Consider the following 23114-nt stretch of genomic DNA (forward strand, 5'->3'; position numbering starts at 1 on the left):
TCATTTAGGGGGAAGAATGTCTATTGCTCAGCTTGATACACGTCAAGTCATTTTATTTGATTTAGATGGCACTTTGGTCGATTCTGCGACAGATTTATACCGCGCCATGAACATGAGTTTAAATGCACTGCAACTGCCTTTGGTAACACTGGAACAAGTGCGAACTTGGGTGGGGAAGGGAACTGCGGTATTTTGCAATAGTGTCTTATCGCACTTAATGGGCGAAGTTCATCCTGAACAGCAACAACAGCTACTGAACACCTTCTTAGAAATTTATAATGCCGATCCGTGTATCGACACACAACCATTCCCGGGCATTATTGAATTTTTGGACTGGGCAAAAGCACAACAAAAAACCTTAGTTTGTGTGACCAATAAACCTGAACTACCTGCTCGTGCCATTGTTGAAGCATTAGAGATGCAACACTATTTTGCTGATGTGATTGGTGGAGATCGCTTTGAGGAGCGTAAACCACACCCGCGTCAATTGCTGCATTGTGTTGAACATTATCAAGTGGAGAAGTCTCAAGTCTTGATGATTGGTGATTCTTCTAATGATGTTGAAGCCGCGCGTCGAGCGGGGATTGATTGTATTGTGGTCAGCTACGGCTATAATCATGGTGAGCCGATTGCCAATTGTCAGCCGCAACAAATTGTGGATAATTTAACTGAATTGTTAAATATTTAAGATTCAAAAATCAAATAATTTTACGCTAATTGCTATAAAGGATATCAATATGAGTCAGGCTGTAATGCCCATATTTCGATGGCGACGCTAGTCAATCTACAACCGTCCTTCACTTCGTCTTATCGAAAACATTGCTACATCGAAATATAGAGAGCTTCACATGACCACTCTGACTCAATTTGAACAACTTAAAGCAGCAGGCTACAACCTCATTCCTGTATATCGCCAGCGTTTGGCCGATACCGAAACTCCATTGTCGGTATTTGCACGTTTGAAGCAGCATCAACAAGCCTATTTGTTTGAGTCTGTAGAAGGTGGTGAAAACTGGGCACGTTATTCAATTATTGGTTTGGGTGAATCTACAGTTTTCTCCTGTAATGCGGGTGAACTCACCATCCAACATGCTGACGGTTCAATCGAAAAACAAACTTGTGCACAGCCGTTTCAGTATATCCGCGATTTTCAAGCGCAATTTAAAGTGCCTACGCAAGCTGACTTGCCTGAATTGCCAAGCTTTACAGGTGGTTTGGTGGGTTATTTTGGTTACGATGCAGTGCGTTATATCGAACCGCGTTTAAAAAACGTGCCTGCAGCAGATCCAGTCGGTTTGCCTGATATTTGGATGATGTTGTCTAAAACAGTCATCGTGTTTGATAACTTAAAAGATACCTTGTTCTTAATTGTGCATGCCGATGCAGCGCAGGCAGATGCTTATGACAATGCACAACAACAACTCGATGCACTAGAAGAAATTTTAGCAACCCCGATTAGTCTAAAAGCAGAAAAACATACGCCACCACATTTTGAATCGCTTACAGGCAAAGAAAAATTCTTGGCGACCATTGATACCGTCAAAGAATACATTCGTGCAGGCGATGTTATGCAAGTGGTGCCTGGACATCGCATGGTGTCAGATTTTGATGGTGAGCCGTTACAGGTTTATCGTGCTTTGCGCCATCTCAACCCATCGCCGTACTTATTCTTGGTACAAGGCAAAACTTTGGGCGATGATCAGCCATTTCATATTGTCGGCTCATCACCTGAAATTTTATCGCGTTTGGAAAATGGTATTGCCACTGTGCGTCCTTTAGCAGGTACACGCCCGCGCGGTAAAACCAAAGAAGAAGATTTGGCACTTGAGCAAGATTTGTTGTCGGATGAAAAAGAAATTGCCGAACACTTAATGCTGATTGACTTGGGGCGTAATGATGTCGGGCGTATCGCCAAAATTGGTAAAGTACAAGTGACTGATCAAATGGTGATCGAGCGTTATTCGCATGTCATGCATATTGTGTCCAATGTGCAAGGTGAAGTGCGTGACGATGTCGATGCTTTGGATGTTTTTCAGGCAACTTTCCCTGCAGGGACACTTTCGGGTGCACCAAAAATTCGTGCCATGGAAATTATTGATGAAGTTGAGCCTGTAAAACGTGGTGTTTTTGGTGGTGCTGTTGGTTATTTAGGCTGGCATGGCGAAATGGATATGTCGATTGCCATTCGTACCTGTGTAATTCGTGAAAATAAGGTCTATGTGCAGGCAGGCGCAGGTCTAGTTGCGGACTCAAATCCTGAATCTGAATGGAATGAAACCCAAATAAAAGCTCGCGCAGTGATCAAAGCGGTTGAATTATCATCAAATGGATTGATTTTATGAGTTTTTAGCGTTTTTTTTGAAAAAAACACTTGCACGGATTTCAAGTTTTGCTAAACTGCAAACCGTTCCGATACGAAACGTACGAAACACTAAGAAACGCCGGCATAGCTCAGTTGGTAGAGCAACTGACTTGTAATCAGTAGGTCCACAGTTCGAATCCGTGTGCCGGCACCATCTTAGAGAGTTTAAATCGTGAAGTAAAGAACGAACACTGAGTAAGTGTGAAATGGTGGGATTCCCGAGCGGTCAAAGGGAGCAGACTGTAACTCTGCCGCGTAAGCTTCGAAGGTTCGAATCCTTCTCCCACCACCATTAACTTCGATAGAAGTGGTAATTACCAACATAGATGCGGGAGTAGCTCAGTTGGTAGAGCGGCAGCCTTCCAAGCTGCATGTCGCGAGTTCGATCCTCGTCTCCCGCTCCATCGAAGGATTTATCGCTCTTATAGCTCAGTGGTAGAGCACTCCCTTGGTAAGGGAGAGGTCTCGAGTTCAAATCTCGATAAGAGCTCCAGATACAGTTTAGCGATTATTCGCAAAATTTTTTAAAAAGCAGGCTTATTAGTCTGCTTTTCAAGTATTAGGTGTCTAGATTTTTAGGCGATATGTCGGGGCAGAGTTTTACTCAGCATTGTGTTCGACGTAAACGAGGAAGATGAACATGGCTAAGGCTAAGTTTGAACGTAATAAGCCACACGTTAACGTGGGCACAATCGGTCACGTTGACCATGGTAAAACAACTTTAACAGCTGCAATTGCAACTGTATGTGCGAAAAAATTCGGTGGTGAAGCGAAAGACTACGCTGCAATCGACTCTGCACCAGAAGAAAAAGCACGTGGTATTACAATTAATACTTCTCACGTAGAATACGACTCTCCAACTCGTCACTACGCGCACGTAGACTGCCCAGGCCACGCCGACTATGTTAAAAACATGATCACTGGTGCTGCTCAGATGGACGGTGCGATCCTTGTTTGTTCAGCGACTGATGGTCCAATGCCACAAACTCGTGAACACATCCTTCTTTCTCGTCAGGTAGGTGTACCTTACATCATCGTATTCTTAAACAAATGCGATATCGTAGACGACGAAGAGTTAATCGAATTAGTTGAAATGGAAGTTCGTGAACTTCTTTCTACTTACGACTTCCCAGGCGACGACACTCCAGTAATCCGTGGTTCTGCTCTTGCAGCACTTAACGGTGAATCAGGTCAATATGGCGAAGACGCTGTTGTAGCTCTTGTTGAAGCGCTTGACACTTACATTCCAGAGCCAGTACGTGCAATCGACCAAGCATTCTTAATGCCAATCGAAGACGTATTCTCAATTTCTGGTCGTGGTACAGTAGTAACTGGCCGTGTTGAAACTGGTATCGTGAAAGTAGGCGAAGAAGTTGAAATCGTTGGTATCAAAGACACAGTTAAAACAACTGTAACTGGCGTAGAAATGTTCCGTAAACTTCTAGACGAAGGTCGTGCGGGCGAGAACTGTGGTGTTCTTTTACGTGGTACTAAGCGTGAAGACGTACAACGTGGTCAAGTACTTGCTAAACCAGGTACAATCAAGCCACACACTAAATTCGATGCGGAAGTATACGTACTTTCTAAAGAAGAAGGTGGTCGTCACACTCCATTCCTTAACGGTTACCGTCCACAATTCTATTTCCGTACAACTGACGTAACTGGTGCAATCCAGTTGAAAGAAGGCGTTGAAATGGTAATGCCAGGTGACAACGTAGAAATGTCAGTAGAATTAATCCACCCAATCGCAATGGACGCTGGTTTACGCTTCGCGATCCGTGAAGGTGGTCGTACTGTAGGTGCGGGTGTTGTTGCTAAAGTAACAGCATAATTATAGAATGTGTAAAACAGGTCGGGAGCTTTGGCTCTCGATCTGTGCTGTAGGTCAGTAGTTCAATTGGTAGAGCGTCGGTCTCCAAAACCGAATGTTGGGGGTTCGAGTCCCTCCTGGCCTGCCACTTTTTTTAAAAGAAGCTTGATGTCGGCTAATCTAGTCATATAATAAGTCGCGAATTCTACGACGAGTACAAAAATGTCGAATGATAAATCGCGTGACGCATTAAGCGACGCGCCAATCCCTCAAAGAAATAATTCTGCTGAAGTTGTTCAATCAGGTTCTCCATTAGACTATGTGCTATGGGGTGTTGCCTTGGTTTTATTCATCGCAGCGATGATGGTAAATCAACATCTTCCGGCATATTGGGCACCAGCAAATGATATTTGGGTGCGTGTTGGGGTAATTTTGACTTGTATCGTTGTGGCATTAGGTTTATTATACGCCACCCATCAAGGCAAAGGCTTTGTTCGTTTGCTTAAAGATTCGCGCATTGAATTGCGTCGAGTCACTTGGCCTACTAAGCAAGAAACAGTAACCACATCGTGGCAAGTGCTCGTGGTTGTTGTGGTCACCTCAATTGTGTTGTGGTGTTTTGACTATCTGTTAGGCTGGGCAATCAAGTTTATTATCGGGTAAAAGAGCTATGAAACGTTGGTACATTATTCATGCCTATTCAGGTTATGAAAAACAAGTGATGCGTTCGCTTAATGATCGAATCCAGCGTAGCGCTGTTGCCGATAGCTTTGGTGAAGTTCTTGTTCCTACCGAAGAAGTGGTAGAAATGAAGGATGGTAAGAAACGTAAGTCAGAGCGTAAGTTCTTTCCAGGCTATGTATTGGTCGAAATGGAAATGAACGATGAAACTTGGCACATTGTTAAAGAATGTCCAAAAGTTTTAGGTTTCATTGGTGGTACAGCGGAAAAACCTGCACCAATTACGCAAAAAGAAGCTGATGCGATTCTTGCACGTGTACGCAATACTGGTGAGGCACCTCGTCCAAAAACGATGTTTGAACCAGGCGAAGAATTACTTGTTATTGACGGTCCATTCACAGACTTTAAAGGTGTGGTGGAAGAAGTTCAATATGAGAAGTCACGTTTAACGTTGACGATTAATGTATTTAACCGACCTACACAGGTTGAGCTGGAATTTCGCCAAGTCGAAAAATCAGTTTAATTTAGGTTGGTTGTAAAACGCCCGATTTATTATGAGTCGGGCATTGTTGTTGTAACGGTATCGTTACTTGAAAATATTGGGGAGCCTAGCGGCGTTTGTACCCAGAGGTAATTTGAAATGGCTAAGAAGATTGACGGCTATATCAAGCTGCAAGTTCCAGCTGGTAAAGCGAATCCATCTCCACCTATTGGTCCTGCACTAGGTCAACGTGGTGTTAACATCATGGCATTCTGTAAAGAATTCAATGCTGCTACACAAAAAGTTGAACCAGGTTTGCCAATTCCTGTAGTGATCACTGTGTACAACGACAAGTCGTTCACATTCATCATGAAAACTCCTCCTGCTGCTATTCTTCTTAAGAAAGCTGCAGGCATTCAAAAGGGTTCAGCTGTACCTAACAAAAACAAAGTTGGTAAGTTGACTCGTGCTCAGTTAGAAGAAATCGCGACTACTAAAGAGCCAGATTTAACTGGTGCTGATTTAGACGCGCGTGTGCGTACCATTGCTGGTTCTGCACGTTCTATGGGCTTGGATGTGGAGCTATAAGACATGGCAAAGTTAACTAAGCGTCAAAAAGCTATTGCAGCTGCAGTAGAAGCGAACAAAGTTTACACTTTGGAAGAAGCGGTTGAAGTATTAAACAGCCTTCCTGCTGCAAAATTCAAAGAATCTTTGGATGTTGCTGTAAACCTAGGTGTTGACCCACGTAAATCTGACCAGGTTGTTCGCGGTGCGACGACTCTTCCTGCAGGTACTGGTAAAACTGTACGTGTAGCTGTTTTCGCTCAAGGTGCTGCAGCAGAAGCGGCTAAAGCTGAAGGCGCAGACGTAGTTGGTTTCGATGATCTAGCTGAAAGCATCCAAGCGGGTAATCTTGACTTTGACGTTGTAATTGCTGCTCCAGATGCAATGCGCGTTGTAGGTAAGTTAGGTACGATTCTTGGTCCACGTGGCTTAATGCCAAACCCTAAAGTGGGTACTGTAACTCCTGACGTTGCAACTGCAGTTAAAAATGCAAAAGCAGGTCAAGCACGTTACCGTGTAGACAAAGCGGGTATCATCCACGCTGCGATTGGCCAAGTAGGTTTTACTGCTGAAGCTGTTCGTTCAAACGTTGAAACTTTAGTTGCTGACTTGAAAAAGTTAAAGCCTGCAACTTCTAAAGGTGTTTACATCAAAAAGATCACTTTAAGCTCAACTATGGGCCCTGGTCTTACTATTGATGTACAAAACGTTTCTAACTAAGTCTGACTTAGCAAGAATTTTAAAGTCCTGAAAAGTCTCCTTCTTCCTCTGGGAGAAGGTTGGGATGAGAGTTAAACATCTCCCTAGCCTCTCCTAGCAGGAGAGGGGATATTCAGGCGGACTTTGAATTGGTAAATGAGAATTTATCAGCGTCAAAGACCTCAGGCGAAAGTGGTTTTATGCTGCTTTCTTAATATCCCAGCCTGGGTAGACGCGGTGGTGTGATTTATTCATCCTCCGCGTGTAAATTCAGTTTTGAATTTACGAATTGGGAGTGTACTTCGTGTAAGTACATAAATCACCGTTAGGAGGTTTTACAATGGCTCTTCTTATCGAAGACAAAAAACAGATCGTAGCAGAAGTAAACGAAGTTGCTTCTAAAGCGTTCTCAGCTGTTGTTGCTGACTATCAGGGTTTAAGCGTTGAGCAATTAACGGCTCTACGTGTTGAAGCGCGTAAATTAGGCGTTACTACACGTGTTGTACGTAATACTTTGGCAAAACGCGCTCTTCAAGATACGCAATTCACGATCTTGAACGACAACCTTGTTGGCCCAACAATTTTAGCTTTCTCGACTTCTGAAGACGACATGGGTGCAGCTGCACGCTTGTTCGAAGAATTCGCTAAAACAAACAAAGCATTTGAACTTAAAGCTGCTGCATTTGACGGCAAACTTTACCAAGGTGCTGAAGTTAGCGTAATTGCGAATCTTCCGAACCAAGAAAAAGCGCTTACTATGCTTGCAAACGTTCTTCAAGCTCCTATTTCGAAATTGGGTCGCCTTATTACTGCGCTCAAAGAGAAAAACGAGTCAGAAGCTGCATAAGCTGAAATTTATTTCCACACCATTCAATTTCCATTTGGAGTTATTCTCATGGCTTTAACTAACGAAGAAATCTTAAACGCAGTTGCTGAAAAAACTGTTCTTGAACTTGTTGAACTTATCTCTGCTTTTGAAGAGAAATTCAATGTATCAGCTGCTGCTGTAGCTGTTGCTGCTGCTCCTGGCGCTGCTGCTGGTGCTGCAGAAGAGCAATCAGAATTCAACGTTGAGTTGACTTCTTTCGGTGCGAACAAAGTTGCTGTAATTAAAGCAGTTCGTGAAGCTACTGGCCTTGGTCTTAAAGAAGCTAAAGACATCGTTGAAGGCGCTCCTTCAGTGATCAAAGAAGCTGTTTCTAAAGAAGAAGGTGAAGAGCTTAAGAAGAAACTTGAAGAAGCTGGTGCTACAGTTACTCTTAAGTAATTTCTTAAGGGAGTCGATTTTTTATAATCGGCTCCAAAAATTGGCTGATGGCTCTTGGGTCATCAGCCTTTTTGCGTTACAATTATCGGCTCGATTTTTGTTTGAATGATGGGAAAACCATCAAAAAGAATATAAATCAATATAATCAAACGCTTACCAATATTTTTCCACATTTGAAAATATTGTTAAGCGTTTTAATACCACTAAAAATTGCAGCATTTGTAAAGAGTGGTGGCCATATCGGCCTGCGTAATTCCTTCTAAACCCGTTCTGCAGGCGGGTTTAGTTTACTTTCCGAGGACTCCAGATGGCATACTCATATACCGAAAAGAAACGGATCCGTAAGAATTTTGGTAAATTGCCCCAAGTGATGGATGCACCGTACTTGCTTTCGATTCAAGTCGACTCGTACCGTACATTTCTACAAGATGGCAAAACTCCAAAAAGCCGCGAAGATATCGGTCTCCAAGCCGCATTTCGTTCAGTTTTTCCTATAGAAAGTTATTCTGGCAATGCTGCTTTAGAATTTGTTGAGTATAGTCTTGGTAAGCCTGAGTTTGACGTGCGTGAGTGTATTCTCCGCGGCTCAACTTATGCGGCACCAATGCGCGTAAAAATTCGTTTGATCATTAAAGATCGCGAAACAAAATCAATCAAAGATGTGCGTGAACAAGAAGTCTATATGGGCGAAATGCCTTTAATGACGGATAACGGTACTTTCGTAATTAACGGTACCGAGCGTGTGATCGTATCTCAATTACACCGTTCACCAGGTGTGTTCTTTGACCACGATAAAGGTAAAACCCACTCGAGCGGTAAAGTGTTGTATTCAGCACGTATCATTCCTTACCGTGGCTCATGGTTAGACTTTGAATTCGATGCCAAAGACTTGGTGTATGTACGTATTGACCGTCGTCGTAAATTATTAGCGACTGTGGTATTGCGTGCATTAGGTTATAGCAACGAACAAATCCTAGACTTGTTCTTTGAGAAAGTACCTGTCTACTTAGACATGGGTAGCTACCAGATTGACCTTGTACCAGAACGCTTACGTGGCGAAATGGCGCAATTCGACATCACTGATGCTGACGGTAAAGTGATTGTTGAACAAGGTAAACGTATTAATGCGCGTCACGTACGTCAAATGGAAGCTGCTGGCCTAGAAAAACTTTCAGTTCCAGATGAATACTTGTACGAACGCATCACGGCAGAAGACATTGCTTTACGTGATGGCGAAGTGATCGCTGCAAACACGCTGTTAAGCCATGAAGTCATGGTTAAAATTGCTGAAGGCGGCGTAAAACAGTTCAATATTCTGTTCACCAATGACATCGACCGTGGTTCTTTCATTGCCGATACTTTACGTGCAGATACTACAACGGGTCGTGAAGATGCGCTTGTAGAAATCTACAAAGTGATGCGTCCAGGTGAGCCACCAACGAAAGAAGCAGCTGAAAATCTGTTCAATAACTTGTTCTTCTCTTCTGAGCGTTATGATTTATCGCCAGTTGGTCGTATGAAGTTTAACCGTCGTTTGGGTCGTCCTTACGAAGTGGGTACAGATCAGAAGTCGCGTGAAGTTGAAGGTATTTTGTCAAATGAAGACATTACCGACGTACTGAAAACCTTAATTGAAATCCGTAACGGTAAAGGTGAAGTCGACGACATCGACCACTTAGGTAACCGTCGCGTGCGTTCAGTAGGTGAGATGACAGAAAACCAATTCCGTGTTGGTTTAGTGCGTGTAGAACGTGCTGTTAAAGAGCGTTTGTCTCAAGCTGAAACAGACAACTTGTCTCCGCAAGATTTAATCAACGCGAAGCCAGTGGCTGCTGCAATCAAAGAATTCTTTGGTTCAAGCCAATTGTCTCAGTTCATGGACCAAAACAACCCATTGTCTGAAATCACCCATAAGCGTCGTGTATCCGCGCTTGGTCCAGGTGGTTTGACACGTGAACGTGCAGGCTTTGAGGTGCGTGACGTACACCAAACTCACTATGGTCGTGTATGTCCAATTGAAACGCCTGAAGGTCCAAATATTGGTTTGATTAACTCACTTTCTGTGTATGCCAAAGCCAACAATTTTGGTTTCTTGGAAACACCATACCGTAAAGTCGTTGAAGGCCGTGTGACTGAAGAAGTTGAATACTTATCTGCAATTGAAGAAGTCGGCACAATTATTGCGCAAGCGGATTCAAGCGTAGACCAAGATGGCAACTTAACAGAAGAATTCGTATCTGTACGTCACCAAGGTGATTTCGTGCGTATGCCACCAGAGCGTGTAACGCACATGGACGTATCTGCACAACAGGTTGTTTCTGTTGCAGCATCACTGATTCCATTCCTTGAGCACGATGACGCCAACCGTGCCTTGATGGGTTCGAACATGCAACGTCAAGCGGTTCCAACTTTAATTGCCGACAAGCCACTTGTTGGTACAGGTATGGAAGCCAACGTAGCGCATGACTCAGGTGTATGTGTGATCGCGAAACGTGGTGGTCGTATTGAATATGTTGATGCGTCACGTGTGGTGATTCGTGTTAACGAAGAAGAAATGATCGCAGGTGAAGCAGGTGTGGATATCTACAACCTGATCAAATACACGCGTTCGAACCAGAACACTTGTATTAACCAAAAAGTTTTGGTGAAGATGGGTGATAAGGTTGGTCGTGGTGATGTATTGGCTGACGGCCCATCGACTGATGGCGGTGAGCTTGCGCTTGGTCAGAACATGCGCGTTGCGTTCATGACTTGGAATGGTTACAACTACGAAGACTCGATCTTGCTTTCTGAGCGTGTACTTCAAGAAGACCGTCTAACGTCGATTCACATTCAAGAATTGTCATGTGTTGCACGTGATACCAAATTAGGTGCTGAAGAAATCACAGCTGATATTCCAAACGTAGGCGAAGCTGCACTGTCTAAATTAGACGAGTCAGGTATTGTTTATATTGGTGCTGAAGTGACTGCGGGCGATATCCTTGTAGGTAAAGTAACACCTAAAGGTGAAACGCAATTAACACCTGAAGAAAAATTGCTTCGTGCAATCTTTGGTGAAAAAGCGGCTGACGTTAAAGATTCATCGCTTCGCGTGCCATCAGGTACTAAAGGTACAGTGATTGACGTTCAAGTGTTTACCCGCGATGGTCTTGAAAAAGACGAACGTGCGCAAGCAATTGAAAAAGCACAGTTAGATGCATATCGCAAAGACTTGAAAGAAGAATACAAAATCTTTGAAGAAGCTGCACGTGAACGTATCATCCGTTTATTGAAAGGCCAAGAGTCTAACGGTGGCGGTACAACCAAACGTGGCGACAAGCTTTCTGAAGATATGTTGTCAGGCTTGGCTTTAGTGGATTTACTTGAAATTCAACCAAGTGATGAAGCGATTGCTGAACGCTTAACGCAAATTCAAACCTTCTTGAAAGAGAAGAGCTTTGAAATTGATGAGAAATTTGCTGAGAAGAAACGTAAACTTTCTACAGGCGATGAGCTCACTACAGGCGTGTTGAAAGTTGTTAAGGTGTACTTGGCTGTTAAACGTCGCATCCAACCGGGTGATAAGATGGCGGGTCGTCACGGTAACAAAGGTGTTGTATCTAACATCTTGCCAGTAGAAGACATGCCGCACGATGCTAACGGTGTACCTGTTGACATCGTATTGAACCCACTAGGTGTACCATCTCGTATGAACGTGGGTCAGATTCTTGAAACACACTTGGGTATGGCAGCCAAAGGTTTGGGTGAGCAAATTGACAAGATGCTCAAACAACAACGTGAGATTGCTGAACTACGTGCGTTCCTAGACAAGATTTATAACAAAGTGGGTGGCGAGCAAGAAGATCTTGACAGCTTAACTGATGATGAAATCTTGGTATTGGCTGGCAACTTACGTGCAGGTGTTCCATTGGCTACTCCTGTATTTGATGGTGCAGAAGAAGGTCAAATTAAAGAATTACTTGAACTGGCTGAATTACCACGTTCAGGTCAAACCGTGTTGTACGATGGTCGTACAGGCGAGAAATTCGACCGTCCAGTGACTGTAGGTTATATGTACATGCTCAAACTCAACCACTTGGTGGATGACAAGATGCACGCGCGTTCTACAGGTTCTTACTCACTTGTAACGCAACAGCCGTTGGGTGGTAAGGCACAATTCGGTGGTCAGCGTTTCGGTGAGATGGAAGTCTGGGCACTTGAAGCATACGGTGCTGCATACACACTTCAAGAAATGCTCACTGTGAAGTCGGATGACGTTGAAGGTCGTACCCGTATCTATAAGAACATTGTAGATGGTAACCATTATATGGACCCAGGTATGCCTGAATCGTTTAACGTATTGACCAAAGAGATCCGTTCTTTAGGTATCAACATTGAACTGAAAAATGGTGACTAAGCATCTCCATTAAATCTCCCTAAATCCCTCTTTATAAAAGAGGGACTTTTCCCCCTTTGAAAAAGGGGGATTAAGGGGGATTAAAACTCAGTTAAAAAACAATATTTGTGACCCAGTTGGGATGTGAAAACAGCCTCCCAGCACACGGAGAAAAAAATTGAAAGACTTGCTCGATATCATGCGCAAAAAGACGGATTCAGACGGTCATGCTCCAGTAGAGTTTGACCGCATCCGTATTGGTCTTGCGTCACCAGAAATGATTAAGTCATGGTCTCACGGTGAAGTTAAAAAGCCAGAAACCATTAACTATCGTACGTTTAAGCCTGAACGTGATGGTTTATTCTGTGCCAAAATTTTTGGTCCAGTAAAAGATTACGAATGCTTGTGTGGTAAATACAAGCGTATGAAATACAAAGGCGTCATTTGTGAAAAATGTGGCGTTGAAGTAACGACTGCAAAAGTTCGTCGTGAGCGTATGGGTCACATCGAACTCGCTTCTCCAGTTGCACACATTTGGTTCTTGAAATCATTACCAAGCCGTATTGGTTTATTACTTGATATGACTTTACGTGATATCGAGCGCGTATTGTATTTCGAATCTTATGTGGTTACTGACCCAGGTATGACGCCATTTGAGAAATATCAACTTCTCAATGACGAAGAATACTTCAATGCTCTAGAAGAGCATGGTGATGAATTCACTGCGAAAATGGGTGCTGAAGCAGTTCAAGACTTGTTGAAAGACATCGATCTTGAAGCTGAAATTGCTCGTTTACGTGAAGAAATTCCACAAACAACTTCAGAAACTAAGCTGAAAAAAGCGTCTAAGCGTTTGAAGTTGATGGAAGCGTTCAAAGAGTCGAACAACAAGCCAGAATGGATGGTGATGAATGTACTGCCTGTACTTCCACCAGATCTTCGTCCGTTGGTTCCACTTGAAGGTGGTCGTTTTGCGACGTCTGACTTGAACGATCTTTATCGTCGTGTGATTAACCGTAACAACCGTTTGAAGCGTCTTCTTGACCTTGCAGCGCCAGACATCATCGTACGTAACGAAAAACGTATGTTACAAGAGTCTGTTGATGCCTTGTTAGATAACGGTCGTCGTGGTCGTGCAATCACAGGTTCAAACAAGCGTCCGCTTAAATCTTTGGCAGATATGATCAAAGGTAAGCAAGGTCGTTTCCGTCAAAACTTACTTGGTAAGCGTGTTGACTATTCAGGTCGTTCGGTGATTACCGTTGGTCCAAACCTACGTTTACACCAGTGCGGTCTTCCGAAGAAAATGGCACTTGAACTGTTCAAGCCATTCATCTTTGCGAAACTACAAGCTTCAGGTCAAGCTACCACCATTAAAGCTGCGAAGAAAATGGTTGAGCGCGAAACCCCAGAAGTTTGGGACGTACTTGCCTCTGTGATTCGTCAACACCCAGTGATGTTGAACCGTGCGCCTACACTTCACCGTTTGGGTCTTCAAGCATTTGAACCGATCCTGATTGAAGGTAAAGCCATCCGTCTACACCCACTCGTTTGTGCTGCGTTTAACGCCGACTTCGACGGTGACCAAATGGCGGTACACGTACCATTAACGCTTGAAGCGCAATTAGAAGCGCGTGCTTTAATGATGTCCACCAACAACATCTTGTCTCCTGCGAACGGTGAACCAATCATCGTACCATCTCAGGACGTGGTGTTGGGCTTGTATTACATCACGCGTGATGCAATCAATGCCAAAGGTGAAGGCATGGTGTTTGCAGATACGCACGAAGTAAACCGTGCACTTGCAACGGGTCAAGTTGACTTACACGCTCGCGTAAAAGCACGTGTACACCAAACCGTAATCAATGAAAATGGTGAGCGTGAGCAACAAACTATTGTTGTAGATACGACACCAGGTCGCTGCTTGCTTTGGGAAGTTGTGCCTGAAGGTTTAAGCTTCGAGCAAATTAACCTAGAGATGAACAAAAAGAACATCTCAAAGTTAATCAACTCTTGCTACCGTAAATTAGGTCTAAAAGACACGGTTATTTTTGCAGACCAATTGATGTACTTGGGCTTCCGTCAAGCGACACGTTCAGGTGTTTCTGTGGGTATGGAAGACATGGTTATTCCACCACAAAAACAAGCAATTATTGAAAAAGCAGAAACTGAAGTTCGTGAAATTGAACAACAGTTCGAGCAAGGCTTCGTAACTGCGGGTGAGCGTTATAACAAAGTGGTCGATATTTGGGCACGTACCAACGACCAAGTTGCTAAAGCGATGATGGACAACTTGTCATTCACAACTGTGAAAAACAAACAGGGTGAAGACGAGAAGCAAAAATCATTCAACTCGATCTACATGATGTCGGATTCAGGTGCGCGTGGTAGTGCGGCACAGATTCGTCAGTTGGCGGGTATGCGTGGTTTGATGGCGAAACCAGATGGTTCGATCATTGAAACGCCAATTAAAGCGAACTTCCGTGAAGGTTTGACGGTACTTCAGTACTTCATTTCAACTCACGGTGCGCGTAAAGGTTTGGCCGATACCGCATTGAAAACAGCGAACTCAGGTTACTTGACACGTCGTTTGGTTGACGTTGCACAAGACTTGGTAATTACTGAGCCAGATTGCGGTACTTATGGCGGTTTAGTGATGACACCATTCATTCAAGGTGGTGATGTCATTGAAAACCTTGGTACGCGTGTATTAGGTCGTGTAACTGCAGAAGATGTGAAGAAAGCGGGTTCAGACGAAGTTATTCTGCCACGTAACACACTCATTGATGAAAAACTTGCTAACTTCTTAGAAGAGCAAGGTGTCGATGAAGTAAAAGTACGTTCAGTGGTATCTTGTGAATCGACCTTTGGTGTATGTGCGAAGTGTTATGGTCGTGACCTAGCACGTGGTCACTTGGTGAATCCAGGTGAATCTGTGGGTGTAATGGCTGCTCAATCGATTGGTGAGCCAGGTACACAGTTAACCATGCGTACATTCCACGTGGGTGGTGCGGCAAGCCGAACTTCTGCAGCCAATAGCGTACAAGTGCGTAACAAAGGTTCAGTACGTTTCCATAACGTGAAAACTGTACAACACGCTAAAGGTCACTTGGTATCTGTTTCACGTTCAGGTGAAATTGGTATTGCCGATGAGTTAGGTCGTGAGCGTGAGCGTTATAAACTGCCATACGGTGCGTCAATCTTGCTCAAAGATGGCGAAGCGGTAGAAGCTGGCGGTATTGTGGCGACTTGGGATCCACACACGCATCCACTTGTGACCGAAGTTGCGGGTAAAATCCGTTTCAGCCAAATTGCTGATGGCGTGACTGCAACCTCGAAAACTGATGATGCAACAGGTATGACCACAGTTGAAATCTTGCCAGTGACTTCACGTCCTGCGTCAGGTAAAGACTTACGTCCTGCTGTGGTATTAGACACTGTGGATGGTGGCGAACAGTTCTACTTCTTGCCACAGAACACGATTCTTTCTGTCCGTGATGGCGAAAATATCGGTGTGGGTGACGTTATTGGTCGTGTACCACAAGAATCTTCACGTACTCGTGATATTACCGGTGGTTTACCACGCGTTGCAGACTTATTTGAAGCACGTAAACCAAAAGAGCATGCGATTCTTGCAGAAGTGTCAGGTATCGTGAGCTTTGGTAAAGAAACCAAAGGTAAGAACCGTTTAGTGATTACACCAGATGATGGCTCTGAGATTTACGAAGAGTTGATTCCAAAATGGCGTAACATCAACGTGTTTGAAGGTGAGCATGTGAACCGTGGTGAAACCATTTCTGATGGTCCACAAAACCCACATGACATCTTACGCTTGAAAGGTGAAGTGGCATTAACCAACTACATCGTGAACGAAGTTCAAGACGTTTACCGCTTACAAGGTGTAAAAATTAACGATAAGCACATTGAAGTCATCGTGCGTCAAATGTTGCGTAAAGTTGAAATCACCGATGGTGGCGATACGAGCTTCATCAAAGGCGAACAAGTGGATTACATTCGCGTGGTACAAGAAAACCAAGCTGTACTTGCACAAAACAAGTTCCCAGCGAAGTTTGAACGTCAATTGATGGGTATCACCAAAGCATCGCTTTCAACAGACTCGTTCATTTCTGCTGCATCGTTCCAGGAAACTACACGTGTGTTAACTGAAGCGGCTGTAACAGGTAAAGAAGATGATTTACGTGGCTTGAAAGAGAACGTTGTTGTGGGTCGTTTGATCCCAGCAGGTACGGGTCTTGCTTACCACTTAGAGCGTCGTCGTCAAGAAGCTGAAGCTGCTGAATTGGCATTAGTGAATGATTTCTCTGATGTAGATCAAGCATTAAGCCAAGCATTTAGCGATGAATTTAACGATCTCTAATTCGTTTTAAAGCATCATTTAAAGACGCCTTTCGAGGCGTCTTTTTTTTGCCAACGTTTTAGTTGCATATTTTGCTTTAATAAAGCCGCAATATTGCATATAGTGAATTAAGAACAATTTAAAAATATCAAGAAAACTAAGGGGATAGCTTATGCAATTTAGAGGACTGACACTGTGTTTATCGGCAATGCTACTGAGTGTGTCTGTTTCGGCTGCACCAATGCCAAACAGCATTGTGGTGAAAGACAAAGCCATTGTGCCTATTCTAAAAACTGAAGTGATTCGTACAGTGACAGGTGAAAAGCCTATACGCCATGTAGAAGCCACGATTTTTGAAGTGAGCAATCAGGGTAAAGATATTGTGGCAAAGGAAGTTGTTTTTGATGATGATCAAGCACAGTTTTCAGAGAAACAATTGGGTATTCCTGTGATTCAAAAAGGTGGGGTGATTGTACCAACCTCAAAAATTGAGTTGAATAAAACCCTAAAGCAGGATGGTAAAGTCATTTCTGAAGTGAAAACGATTGATGCAGAAGGCATGGAATATAAGCAGGGGCAGGCGCCAATTCATCGCACATTAAAACTGGATCGGGTCAAAACGCCTGAAAGCAAAGAAACAGTTTCTCATGCTGTGTTTACTGAAGATGGACAAACCACAAGAGATGTCGTGCTTTTGGAAGAAGATGTTGCTGAATCATCTATTCAGCCTTAAGTCTTTTACAGAAATACCTTCATCTTGCTGTGCTTGGTAACAGTTTTTTCAAAGTTGTTACCGCAATATGCACTAAGCTGAGAGCGAATAGACCGAGGGGGAGTGATCACCATGAAAAAAGTATTGAGTGTATTGGCAATTGCCACAGTATCGACCATGTTAATGGCGGGTTGTGAAAGCATGAGTTCAAATGACCAACGTATTGGTGCAGCAGCATTAGGCGGTGCCGTTGGTGGCGCAGCGGGTAACAGCGTAGGTGGTAGTGTTGGTGCAGCAGCAGGCGCAGGTGCAGGTGCAGCAGTTGGAAGTAAAACCCAAGATGGTTCTAACCGTAACGCAACCTATAGTGGAATTGGCGGTGCGATTGGTTCAATTTTAGGTAAAGAAGTGATAGGTGGTAATGCAGGCGCTGCAATCGGTGGTGCTGTTGGTGGTGGTGCTGGTGCAGCCATCGAGCAAAAGCGTTAATCTGAATACGAACAGCCATGCCATCCTACTGAAGTATTTATATTTCAGTACATCCAACGCAGAGTCTTATGATTCTGCGTTTTTTATGCGCTAGCTGAAAAATTAATGCGTTTGGATAAATTGATTGACTGCTTGAGTATAAGCATTATTTTGTCCCAATGACTTGTTGATTTCAGCATGTGAAAGTCGGACAGGCAATAACTGGGTTTGAGTTCCGAATTTCTGTGCTTGTTGAATAAATTGTCGAGCTTGAGTACAGGGTTGATCTGCACGGATGGTTGAGCACACCGCGAGAAATGCAGGTAAAGCTTGATGTAGCTGAGCTATCGGAGAAAGGGCTTTCCAGTTGGAAGGTTGATCACCAAAGGCTTGATCATAAAAACGTGCATGACGTGTTTGCATTATCTTTTCTATATCATAAGCCGCGCTATCTAAAGCAACTGTAGCACGCCAAGGCTGTGGCTGGGGTGCCAGCCAATGGGGGCGAACGGTTAATAGACTGACCAGGTGTGCGCCCGCAGAATGTCCCATCAGCACCAAGCGTTTTGAGTCAGCATGCCAATGCGGTGCCTGATTTTGGATATAAATAAGCGCTTGGGCGATATCCTGAGTTTGCTGCTGTACGGTCACATCTGGAACTAATCTATAGTTGATAGACACAAAAATCCAGTTTTGCTTGGTCCAGTAACTCAGCTTATTTTTGACCACAGCAGCATGATTTTTATCACCCATTTTCCAAGCACCGCCATGGACCATCATCATGAGCGGGGCTGGTGTTTGATCTGTGAGTACTTTGGCAGGGAAATAGACATCCATCACTTGTTGAGGATGAGATCCATAAGCCACATTTTTCAAAGTCTGGACTTTGGTAAATGTATTCGGCACCAAAGCATGGAGGGATGTCGATGAATAGAAAAAAAGTAGGGAAAAGATTGGCACAAGATTTTTTTTCATTTTAATGATCCTTTAATTTTAAATACTATCAATGTTTATAATTTTTATGATCCACTGATGTATCAACAGTAATACGTTAATTAATTCATACCTGCTCAAAAAGAGTAGAGAAGTTTGTCGGTGACATTGATCTTTTTGTCTTTTGATTAAAATAATATTACCAACAACGCAGAATCATTAGATTCTGCGTTTTTATGTGAGCTAAAAATTACGTTGCTACGGCTTTGGGCTTTTTACGTCGGATATATAACGTTTTATGCACTTCTGCGATTCGTACGCCTGATTCATCGACAATATTGAGCGTATATTGACGTGTAACAGGCGCATAGTCTTCTGCGAGTTGTTTAATTTCTTCGACTTCAGCGGCACTCAGGCGAATATCGGCATAGACTGTACTGCGCCCAGGGGCTAGGAAATGAATCGTCGCAGCTTTATCCCAAACAATATATTTTGAACCCAAGTGATGCATCAGAATTAACATATAAAAGGGATCGACCATGGAATAGAGGCTGCCGCCAAAATGCACCCCGACAATATTTTGATTTTTGCGGGTGAGTGGCATTTTGACACGGACATGGTGGTTGGCTAAATCGATTTGATCAATTTCAATACCTGCACCGCGATAGGGTGGATAGCGATTTAAAAAGTATTTGGAAACGATAGGAAGTTGCTGCAATTTTTTGATGAGGTTCATGGGAAATTTTATAGAGCCTTAAGTAGATTTTTCTTATATTAGTATGAAATTTGAGCAAGCCAATGGCATATTTTGTTATTCTCAAGAGCAATCATGTCAACAATAAACAACAGGATGTTTATGCAAGCACAAACGCAATGGGTTGAAACCTCAGATTGTCAACAGCTTTATGTCAAAACTTGGGGTGAAAAAACGGCACCTGCATTGATTTTGCTGCATGGCTATCCAGATAACCAAGAAGTCTGGGAACGAGTGATTGCCGTGTTGGTGCAAGATTTTTATGTGGTGAGTTACGATGTGCGCGGTGCGGGACAATCCTCCATTCCCAAATCCATTCGTGCCTATAGCTTGGCTCAATTGACAGCAGATTTAATGGCTGTTGCTAATGCCGTGTTGGGGCAGCGTGCATTTCACTTGGCAGCTCATGACTGGGGTTCAATTCAGTCTTGGGAATCAGTGACGGATCCAGATTTAAAGGGACGAATTTTATCGTATAGTAGTATTTCAGGCCCATGTTTGGATCATGCAGCGTTCTGGATGCGTAAGCAGTTTTCTGAAAATAAAATTAAATTTTTCAAACAAATGCGTAAATCTTGGTATATTGCCGCCTTTCAACTTCCTGCACTTACACCTACAGTTTGGCAGTTTTTTCAACCTGAACAATGGCGTCAGGTGGTGATACGTTTAGAACGTGATCAAGATATTGCGATCAATCCTAATATCCGCAAAGATGGGCGCTATGGCGTCAATTTATATCGTGCCAATTTTATCCCACGTTTATTAAAGCCGCGTCAACGTTATGCAATTTGTCCTGTGCAAGCTATTGTCTTGAAATATGATCAATTTGTGGGTGCTGAATTGATTGATGAAATGTCGCATTGGGTAGATGATTTTCAACGTGTGGAGTTGGCAGCTAATCACTGGGCGATTCTTAGTCAGCCGCAAGCGGTTGCTACTGCCATCCGTGATTTTGCCTTAGGTCATTCAAATTCACATGCTGCAGTAATTTAAATCAGAAACGCTTGTCGGAGTTGAATGTTTGGTCAACTCCAATCTGCATAATCTCTGATAAAATAGCTTCTTTTTTGAATTTTCATCTCTTATGTTCGCAATTCTTGCTGCCATTGCAATCATGTTCGGATTGTCGTTGGCTCGTGTGCCTGTGGTTTTTGCCTTGGTTATTGGTGCAGTTTCAGGTGGTTTACTGGCTGGTTTAGGCTTACAAGGCACTTTAGATGCGTTTAATAATGGCTTAGGTGGTGGTGCAAAAATTGCCCTTGCTTACGGTATTTTAGGTGCATTTGCTTTGGCTTTGGCACGTTCAGGTTTGCCTGACTTATTGGCCTACAAACTGATTCGCACTTTAACAGGTAGCAGTAATACTAAGGTACAGAACCGCGTTAAATATCTGATTTATTTTACTGTGGCTTTGGCAGCGGTATTTTCACAGAACTTAATCCCTGTACACATTGCATTTATTCCTGTATTGATTCCACCTTTATTAAGTGTTTTCAATCATTTAAACCTAGACCGTCGTGCAGTGGTTTGTTTGCTGACTTTTGGTTTGGTTGCCACCTATATGTTTGTTCCTGTGGGTTTCGGTGCAATCTTTCTGAATGATATTTTGGCGCACAATATCAACACCTTTGGTGCTCCGTATGGTTTTGCCATTCAAAATGAAGATATTCCTGCTGCCATGTTTATTCCTGTGTTTGGGATGTTTATTGGGCTATTGATCGCGTTGTTTGTGAGCTATCGTAAGCCTCGACATTATCAAGATGTGCAGGTAGAGCGTACCCAAAGCATTTCGAGTGAACTCAATGCAGACACAACAGGGTCAAGCTTACAAGCACCACAAATTGCTAAATTTACGCTGTGGATGGCAGTGTTTGCGATTATTGCAACCTTGGCGGTGCAATTGTATTCAGATTCGATGATTCTGGCAGGTTTGGTCGGTGTTGCCATTTTAAGCTGTGCGGGAATTTTCAAATGGAAAGAAGCAGATGATGTGATCATTACAGGTATGCGTATGATGGCACTCATCGGCTTTATTATGATTGCTGCACAAGGTTTCGCTTCAGTGATTGAAGCTACTAATCAAGTGCCTGCTTTGGTAGAAGCGTCGGTGGAATGGATTGGCAATAGCAAAGCTTTGGCTGCATTTTTAATGTTATTGATTGGTTTGTTAATCACCTTGGGGATTGGCTCATCTTTCTCTACCGTGCCTATTTTAGCGATTATTTATGTGCCTTTATGTTTGCAGTTCGGTTTTAGCCCTGCAGCAACCATTGCGATTATTGGTACAGCAGCAGCCTTAGGAGATGCGGGTTCTCCAGCATCGGATTCAACCTTGGGGCCAACTTCGGGTTTAAATATGGATGGGCAGCACGACCACATGAAGGACAGTGTGGTACCGACTTTTATTCACTTTAATATTCCATTGATGATTTTTGGCTGGATTGCAGCGATGGTGCTGTAAATTATCACCAAAATTTTTAAGCGCACGTGTTCAGAATAGACTGGGCACGTTGCAGCATCGTGCTAAAACGACAAGAAGAATCTTCCTCAAGTTCATCCTTACATCTGCCGATTGAAACCCAATACAAAATTCAAACTCTCTAACAAAATGATCCATTTTTCGTTGTCATCAACTTCTAATATTAGAATGAAGATGATTTTAATTCTCTTTATTTAATTTGGATAATTTTATTGATTTTCTATGATTTAAAAATAGAAAGTCTGAGTGAATTAATCTATTTAAAATAAATTTGTGTTAGTTTTTAATTAAATATAAGATGTATTTTAAATAAATCTTTTAATATATTTTTAAAATAAAATTGAGTAATATAGTCGGGAAATAATAATATAAACTCTATTAATTAACTCGGATTTTAAAACCAAGTAATTTGGTCTATTTAAAATAAATTTATATAATAATGAATAGCTTATAAAATAATTAAAATATTATGTTTAATATGTGTTGCATATTAATAGTGGTCATGTTTAATATTAATTAAGCGTTAAGATTTTTATTCTAAAGGTGGTTTTGAAATGTTAAAGCATGTTGCTCTAATTGCATTAATGGGAATGTCTGCTTCTGCTATGGCAGGTCAATGGCAAGTTAAAGTTGGTGGTTCTGTAATTTCTCCAACTCAAGATACTACAGATCCAGATCTTGGTCATTTTGAAGCAGATCATGAATATGCATTTACACCTTCAGTAGAATATTTCTTTAATGACAATATCTCTGCTGAGTTATTGTTGGCGACACCAATTAGCCATGATGTAGCTCACGAGGGTGAGAATAAAATTAAAATTAAGCATTTACCACCAACGTTAACTGCTAAATATCACTTTAAAAATTCAACCCGTTTTACACCATACATTGGTGTAGGTGGTACGGCATTTGTTGCTTGGGATGAAAAAACATCAGGTAATTTAGCTGATTTAGATGTAAAAGTGAAAGAGGATTTTGGTTTTGCAGGTCAAATCGGTTTTAACTTCCAGCCAGCCGATGCAAAAAACTGGGGCGTATTCTTTGATGCTCGTTATGCACAATTGAGTCCTGAAGTGACTGTTAAAGCGGGTGGCACTACAGTTAAAAAAATCGATTTAGACATCGATCCAATGGTGTACACCATCGGTTATAGCTACAAATTCTAATTA

18 protein-coding genes and 5 tRNA genes are annotated in these 23114 nt (G+C 42.7%); 21 read left to right on the forward strand and 2 right to left on the reverse strand.

Annotated elements, in window-relative coordinates:
• Nucleotides 1-16 precede the first annotated feature (16 nt).
• The 18 genes from FTV28_RS05500 (at nt 17) to FTV28_RS05585 (ending at nt 17800) form a co-directional block, all read left to right on the forward strand.
• The gene (locus tag FTV28_RS05500; protein ID WP_004975764.1) at nt 17-688 is read left to right on the forward strand and encodes a phosphoglycolate phosphatase; all 672 of its coding nucleotides are present in this window, start codon (nt 17-19) and stop codon (nt 686-688) included.
• Between the two features lie 160 nt (nt 689-848).
• On the forward strand, nt 849-2342 hold the full coding sequence (gene trpE / locus FTV28_RS05505; RefSeq protein WP_179989670.1) for an anthranilate synthase component I: 1494 nt from the start codon (nt 849-851) through the stop codon (nt 2340-2342).
• Between the two features lie 98 nt (nt 2343-2440).
• Nucleotides 2441-2516: transfer RNA gene (locus FTV28_RS05510), tRNA-Thr, on the forward strand.
• A gap of 54 nt (nt 2517-2570) precedes the next feature.
• Nucleotides 2571-2654 (forward strand) — tRNA-Tyr (locus FTV28_RS05515).
• A gap of 36 nt (nt 2655-2690) precedes the next feature.
• Nucleotides 2691-2766: transfer RNA gene (locus FTV28_RS05520), tRNA-Gly, on the forward strand.
• A gap of 14 nt (nt 2767-2780) precedes the next feature.
• Nucleotides 2781-2855, forward strand: a tRNA-Thr gene (locus tag FTV28_RS05525).
• 147 nt (nt 2856-3002) lie between these two features.
• Nucleotides 3003-4193 carry an elongation factor Tu gene (gene tuf, locus FTV28_RS05530; protein ID WP_179989672.1) on the forward strand — a complete coding sequence of 397 codons (1191 nt, stop codon included), beginning with the start codon at nt 3003-3005 and terminating at the stop codon, nt 4191-4193.
• 51 nt (nt 4194-4244) lie between these two features.
• A tRNA-Trp gene (locus tag FTV28_RS05535) sits at nt 4245-4320 on the forward strand.
• Between the two features lie 74 nt (nt 4321-4394).
• The gene (gene secE, locus FTV28_RS05540; protein ID WP_168417626.1) at nt 4395-4835 is read left to right on the forward strand and encodes a preprotein translocase subunit SecE; all 441 of its coding nucleotides are present in this window, start codon (nt 4395-4397) and stop codon (nt 4833-4835) included.
• A 7-nt stretch (nt 4836-4842) separates the two neighbouring features.
• Nucleotides 4843-5376 carry a transcription termination/antitermination protein NusG gene (gene nusG / locus FTV28_RS05545; protein ID WP_004975770.1) on the forward strand — a complete coding sequence of 178 codons (534 nt, stop codon included), beginning with the start codon at nt 4843-4845 and terminating at the stop codon, nt 5374-5376.
• Nucleotides 5377-5493: 117 nt separating this feature from the next.
• Nucleotides 5494-5922: a 50S ribosomal protein L11 gene (rplK, locus tag FTV28_RS05550; RefSeq protein WP_168417625.1), complete on the forward strand. Its 429-nt coding sequence runs from the start codon at nt 5494-5496 to the stop codon at nt 5920-5922.
• A gap of 3 nt (nt 5923-5925) precedes the next feature.
• Nucleotides 5926-6621: a 50S ribosomal protein L1 gene (gene rplA / locus FTV28_RS05555; protein ID WP_168461829.1), complete on the forward strand. Its 696-nt coding sequence runs from the start codon at nt 5926-5928 to the stop codon at nt 6619-6621.
• Between the two features lie 319 nt (nt 6622-6940).
• A complete protein-coding gene (gene rplJ / locus FTV28_RS05560) occupies nt 6941-7447 on the forward strand; it encodes a 50S ribosomal protein L10 (protein WP_019836123.1) in 507 nt (168 codons plus the stop codon).
• A 48-nt stretch (nt 7448-7495) separates the two neighbouring features.
• Nucleotides 7496-7867 carry a 50S ribosomal protein L7/L12 gene (gene rplL, locus FTV28_RS05565; RefSeq protein ID WP_168417622.1) on the forward strand — a complete coding sequence of 124 codons (372 nt, stop codon included), beginning with the start codon at nt 7496-7498 and terminating at the stop codon, nt 7865-7867.
• A 307-nt stretch (nt 7868-8174) separates the two neighbouring features.
• Nucleotides 8175-12263 carry a DNA-directed RNA polymerase subunit beta gene (gene rpoB, locus FTV28_RS05570; RefSeq protein WP_168417621.1) on the forward strand — a complete coding sequence of 1363 codons (4089 nt, stop codon included), beginning with the start codon at nt 8175-8177 and terminating at the stop codon, nt 12261-12263.
• Between the two features lie 157 nt (nt 12264-12420).
• Nucleotides 12421-16620, forward strand: coding sequence for a DNA-directed RNA polymerase subunit beta' (gene rpoC, locus FTV28_RS05575; protein ID WP_096902331.1), 4200 nt, complete (start codon nt 12421-12423; stop codon nt 16618-16620).
• Nucleotides 16621-16771: 151 nt separating this feature from the next.
• A complete protein-coding gene (locus FTV28_RS05580) occupies nt 16772-17332 on the forward strand; it encodes a hypothetical protein (protein ID WP_179989537.1) in 561 nt (186 codons plus the stop codon).
• A 111-nt stretch (nt 17333-17443) separates the two neighbouring features.
• Complete coding sequence (locus tag FTV28_RS05585) at nt 17444-17800, forward strand: hypothetical protein (protein WP_004975789.1); 357 nt, start codon at nt 17444-17446, stop codon at nt 17798-17800.
• 102 nt (nt 17801-17902) lie between these two features.
• Here the strand turns inward: FTV28_RS05585 and FTV28_RS05590 are convergent, their stop codons facing one another.
• Together FTV28_RS05590 and FTV28_RS05595 are read right to left on the reverse strand one after the other, a co-directional pair.
• A complete protein-coding gene (locus tag FTV28_RS05590) occupies nt 17903-18754 on the reverse strand; it encodes an alpha/beta hydrolase (protein WP_179989674.1) in 852 nt (283 codons plus the stop codon).
• 208 nt (nt 18755-18962) lie between these two features.
• Complete coding sequence (locus tag FTV28_RS05595) at nt 18963-19448, reverse strand: DUF4442 domain-containing protein (RefSeq protein WP_179989676.1); 486 nt, start codon at nt 19446-19448, stop codon at nt 18963-18965.
• A gap of 120 nt (nt 19449-19568) precedes the next feature.
• Here FTV28_RS05595 and FTV28_RS05600 point away from each other — a divergent pair, with 120 nt between their 5' ends.
• The 3 genes from FTV28_RS05600 to FTV28_RS05610 all read left to right on the forward strand — a co-directional run bounded on the left by FTV28_RS05600 (nt 19569) and on the right by FTV28_RS05610 (nt 23111).
• Nucleotides 19569-20459: an alpha/beta fold hydrolase gene (locus tag FTV28_RS05600; protein ID WP_179989752.1), complete on the forward strand. Its 891-nt coding sequence runs from the start codon at nt 19569-19571 to the stop codon at nt 20457-20459.
• A gap of 91 nt (nt 20460-20550) precedes the next feature.
• The gene (locus tag FTV28_RS05605) at nt 20551-21927 is read left to right on the forward strand and encodes a Na+/H+ antiporter family protein (protein ID WP_179988511.1); all 1377 of its coding nucleotides are present in this window, start codon (nt 20551-20553) and stop codon (nt 21925-21927) included.
• 572 nt (nt 21928-22499) lie between these two features.
• Complete coding sequence (locus tag FTV28_RS05610) at nt 22500-23111, forward strand: OmpW family protein (protein WP_179988510.1); 612 nt, start codon at nt 22500-22502, stop codon at nt 23109-23111.
• Nucleotides 23112-23114 lie beyond the last annotated feature (3 nt).

The sequence above is a fragment of the Acinetobacter sp. YH12252 genome (genome assembly GCF_013417365.1).
GTDB lineage: Bacteria > Pseudomonadota > Gammaproteobacteria > Pseudomonadales > Moraxellaceae > Acinetobacter > Acinetobacter towneri.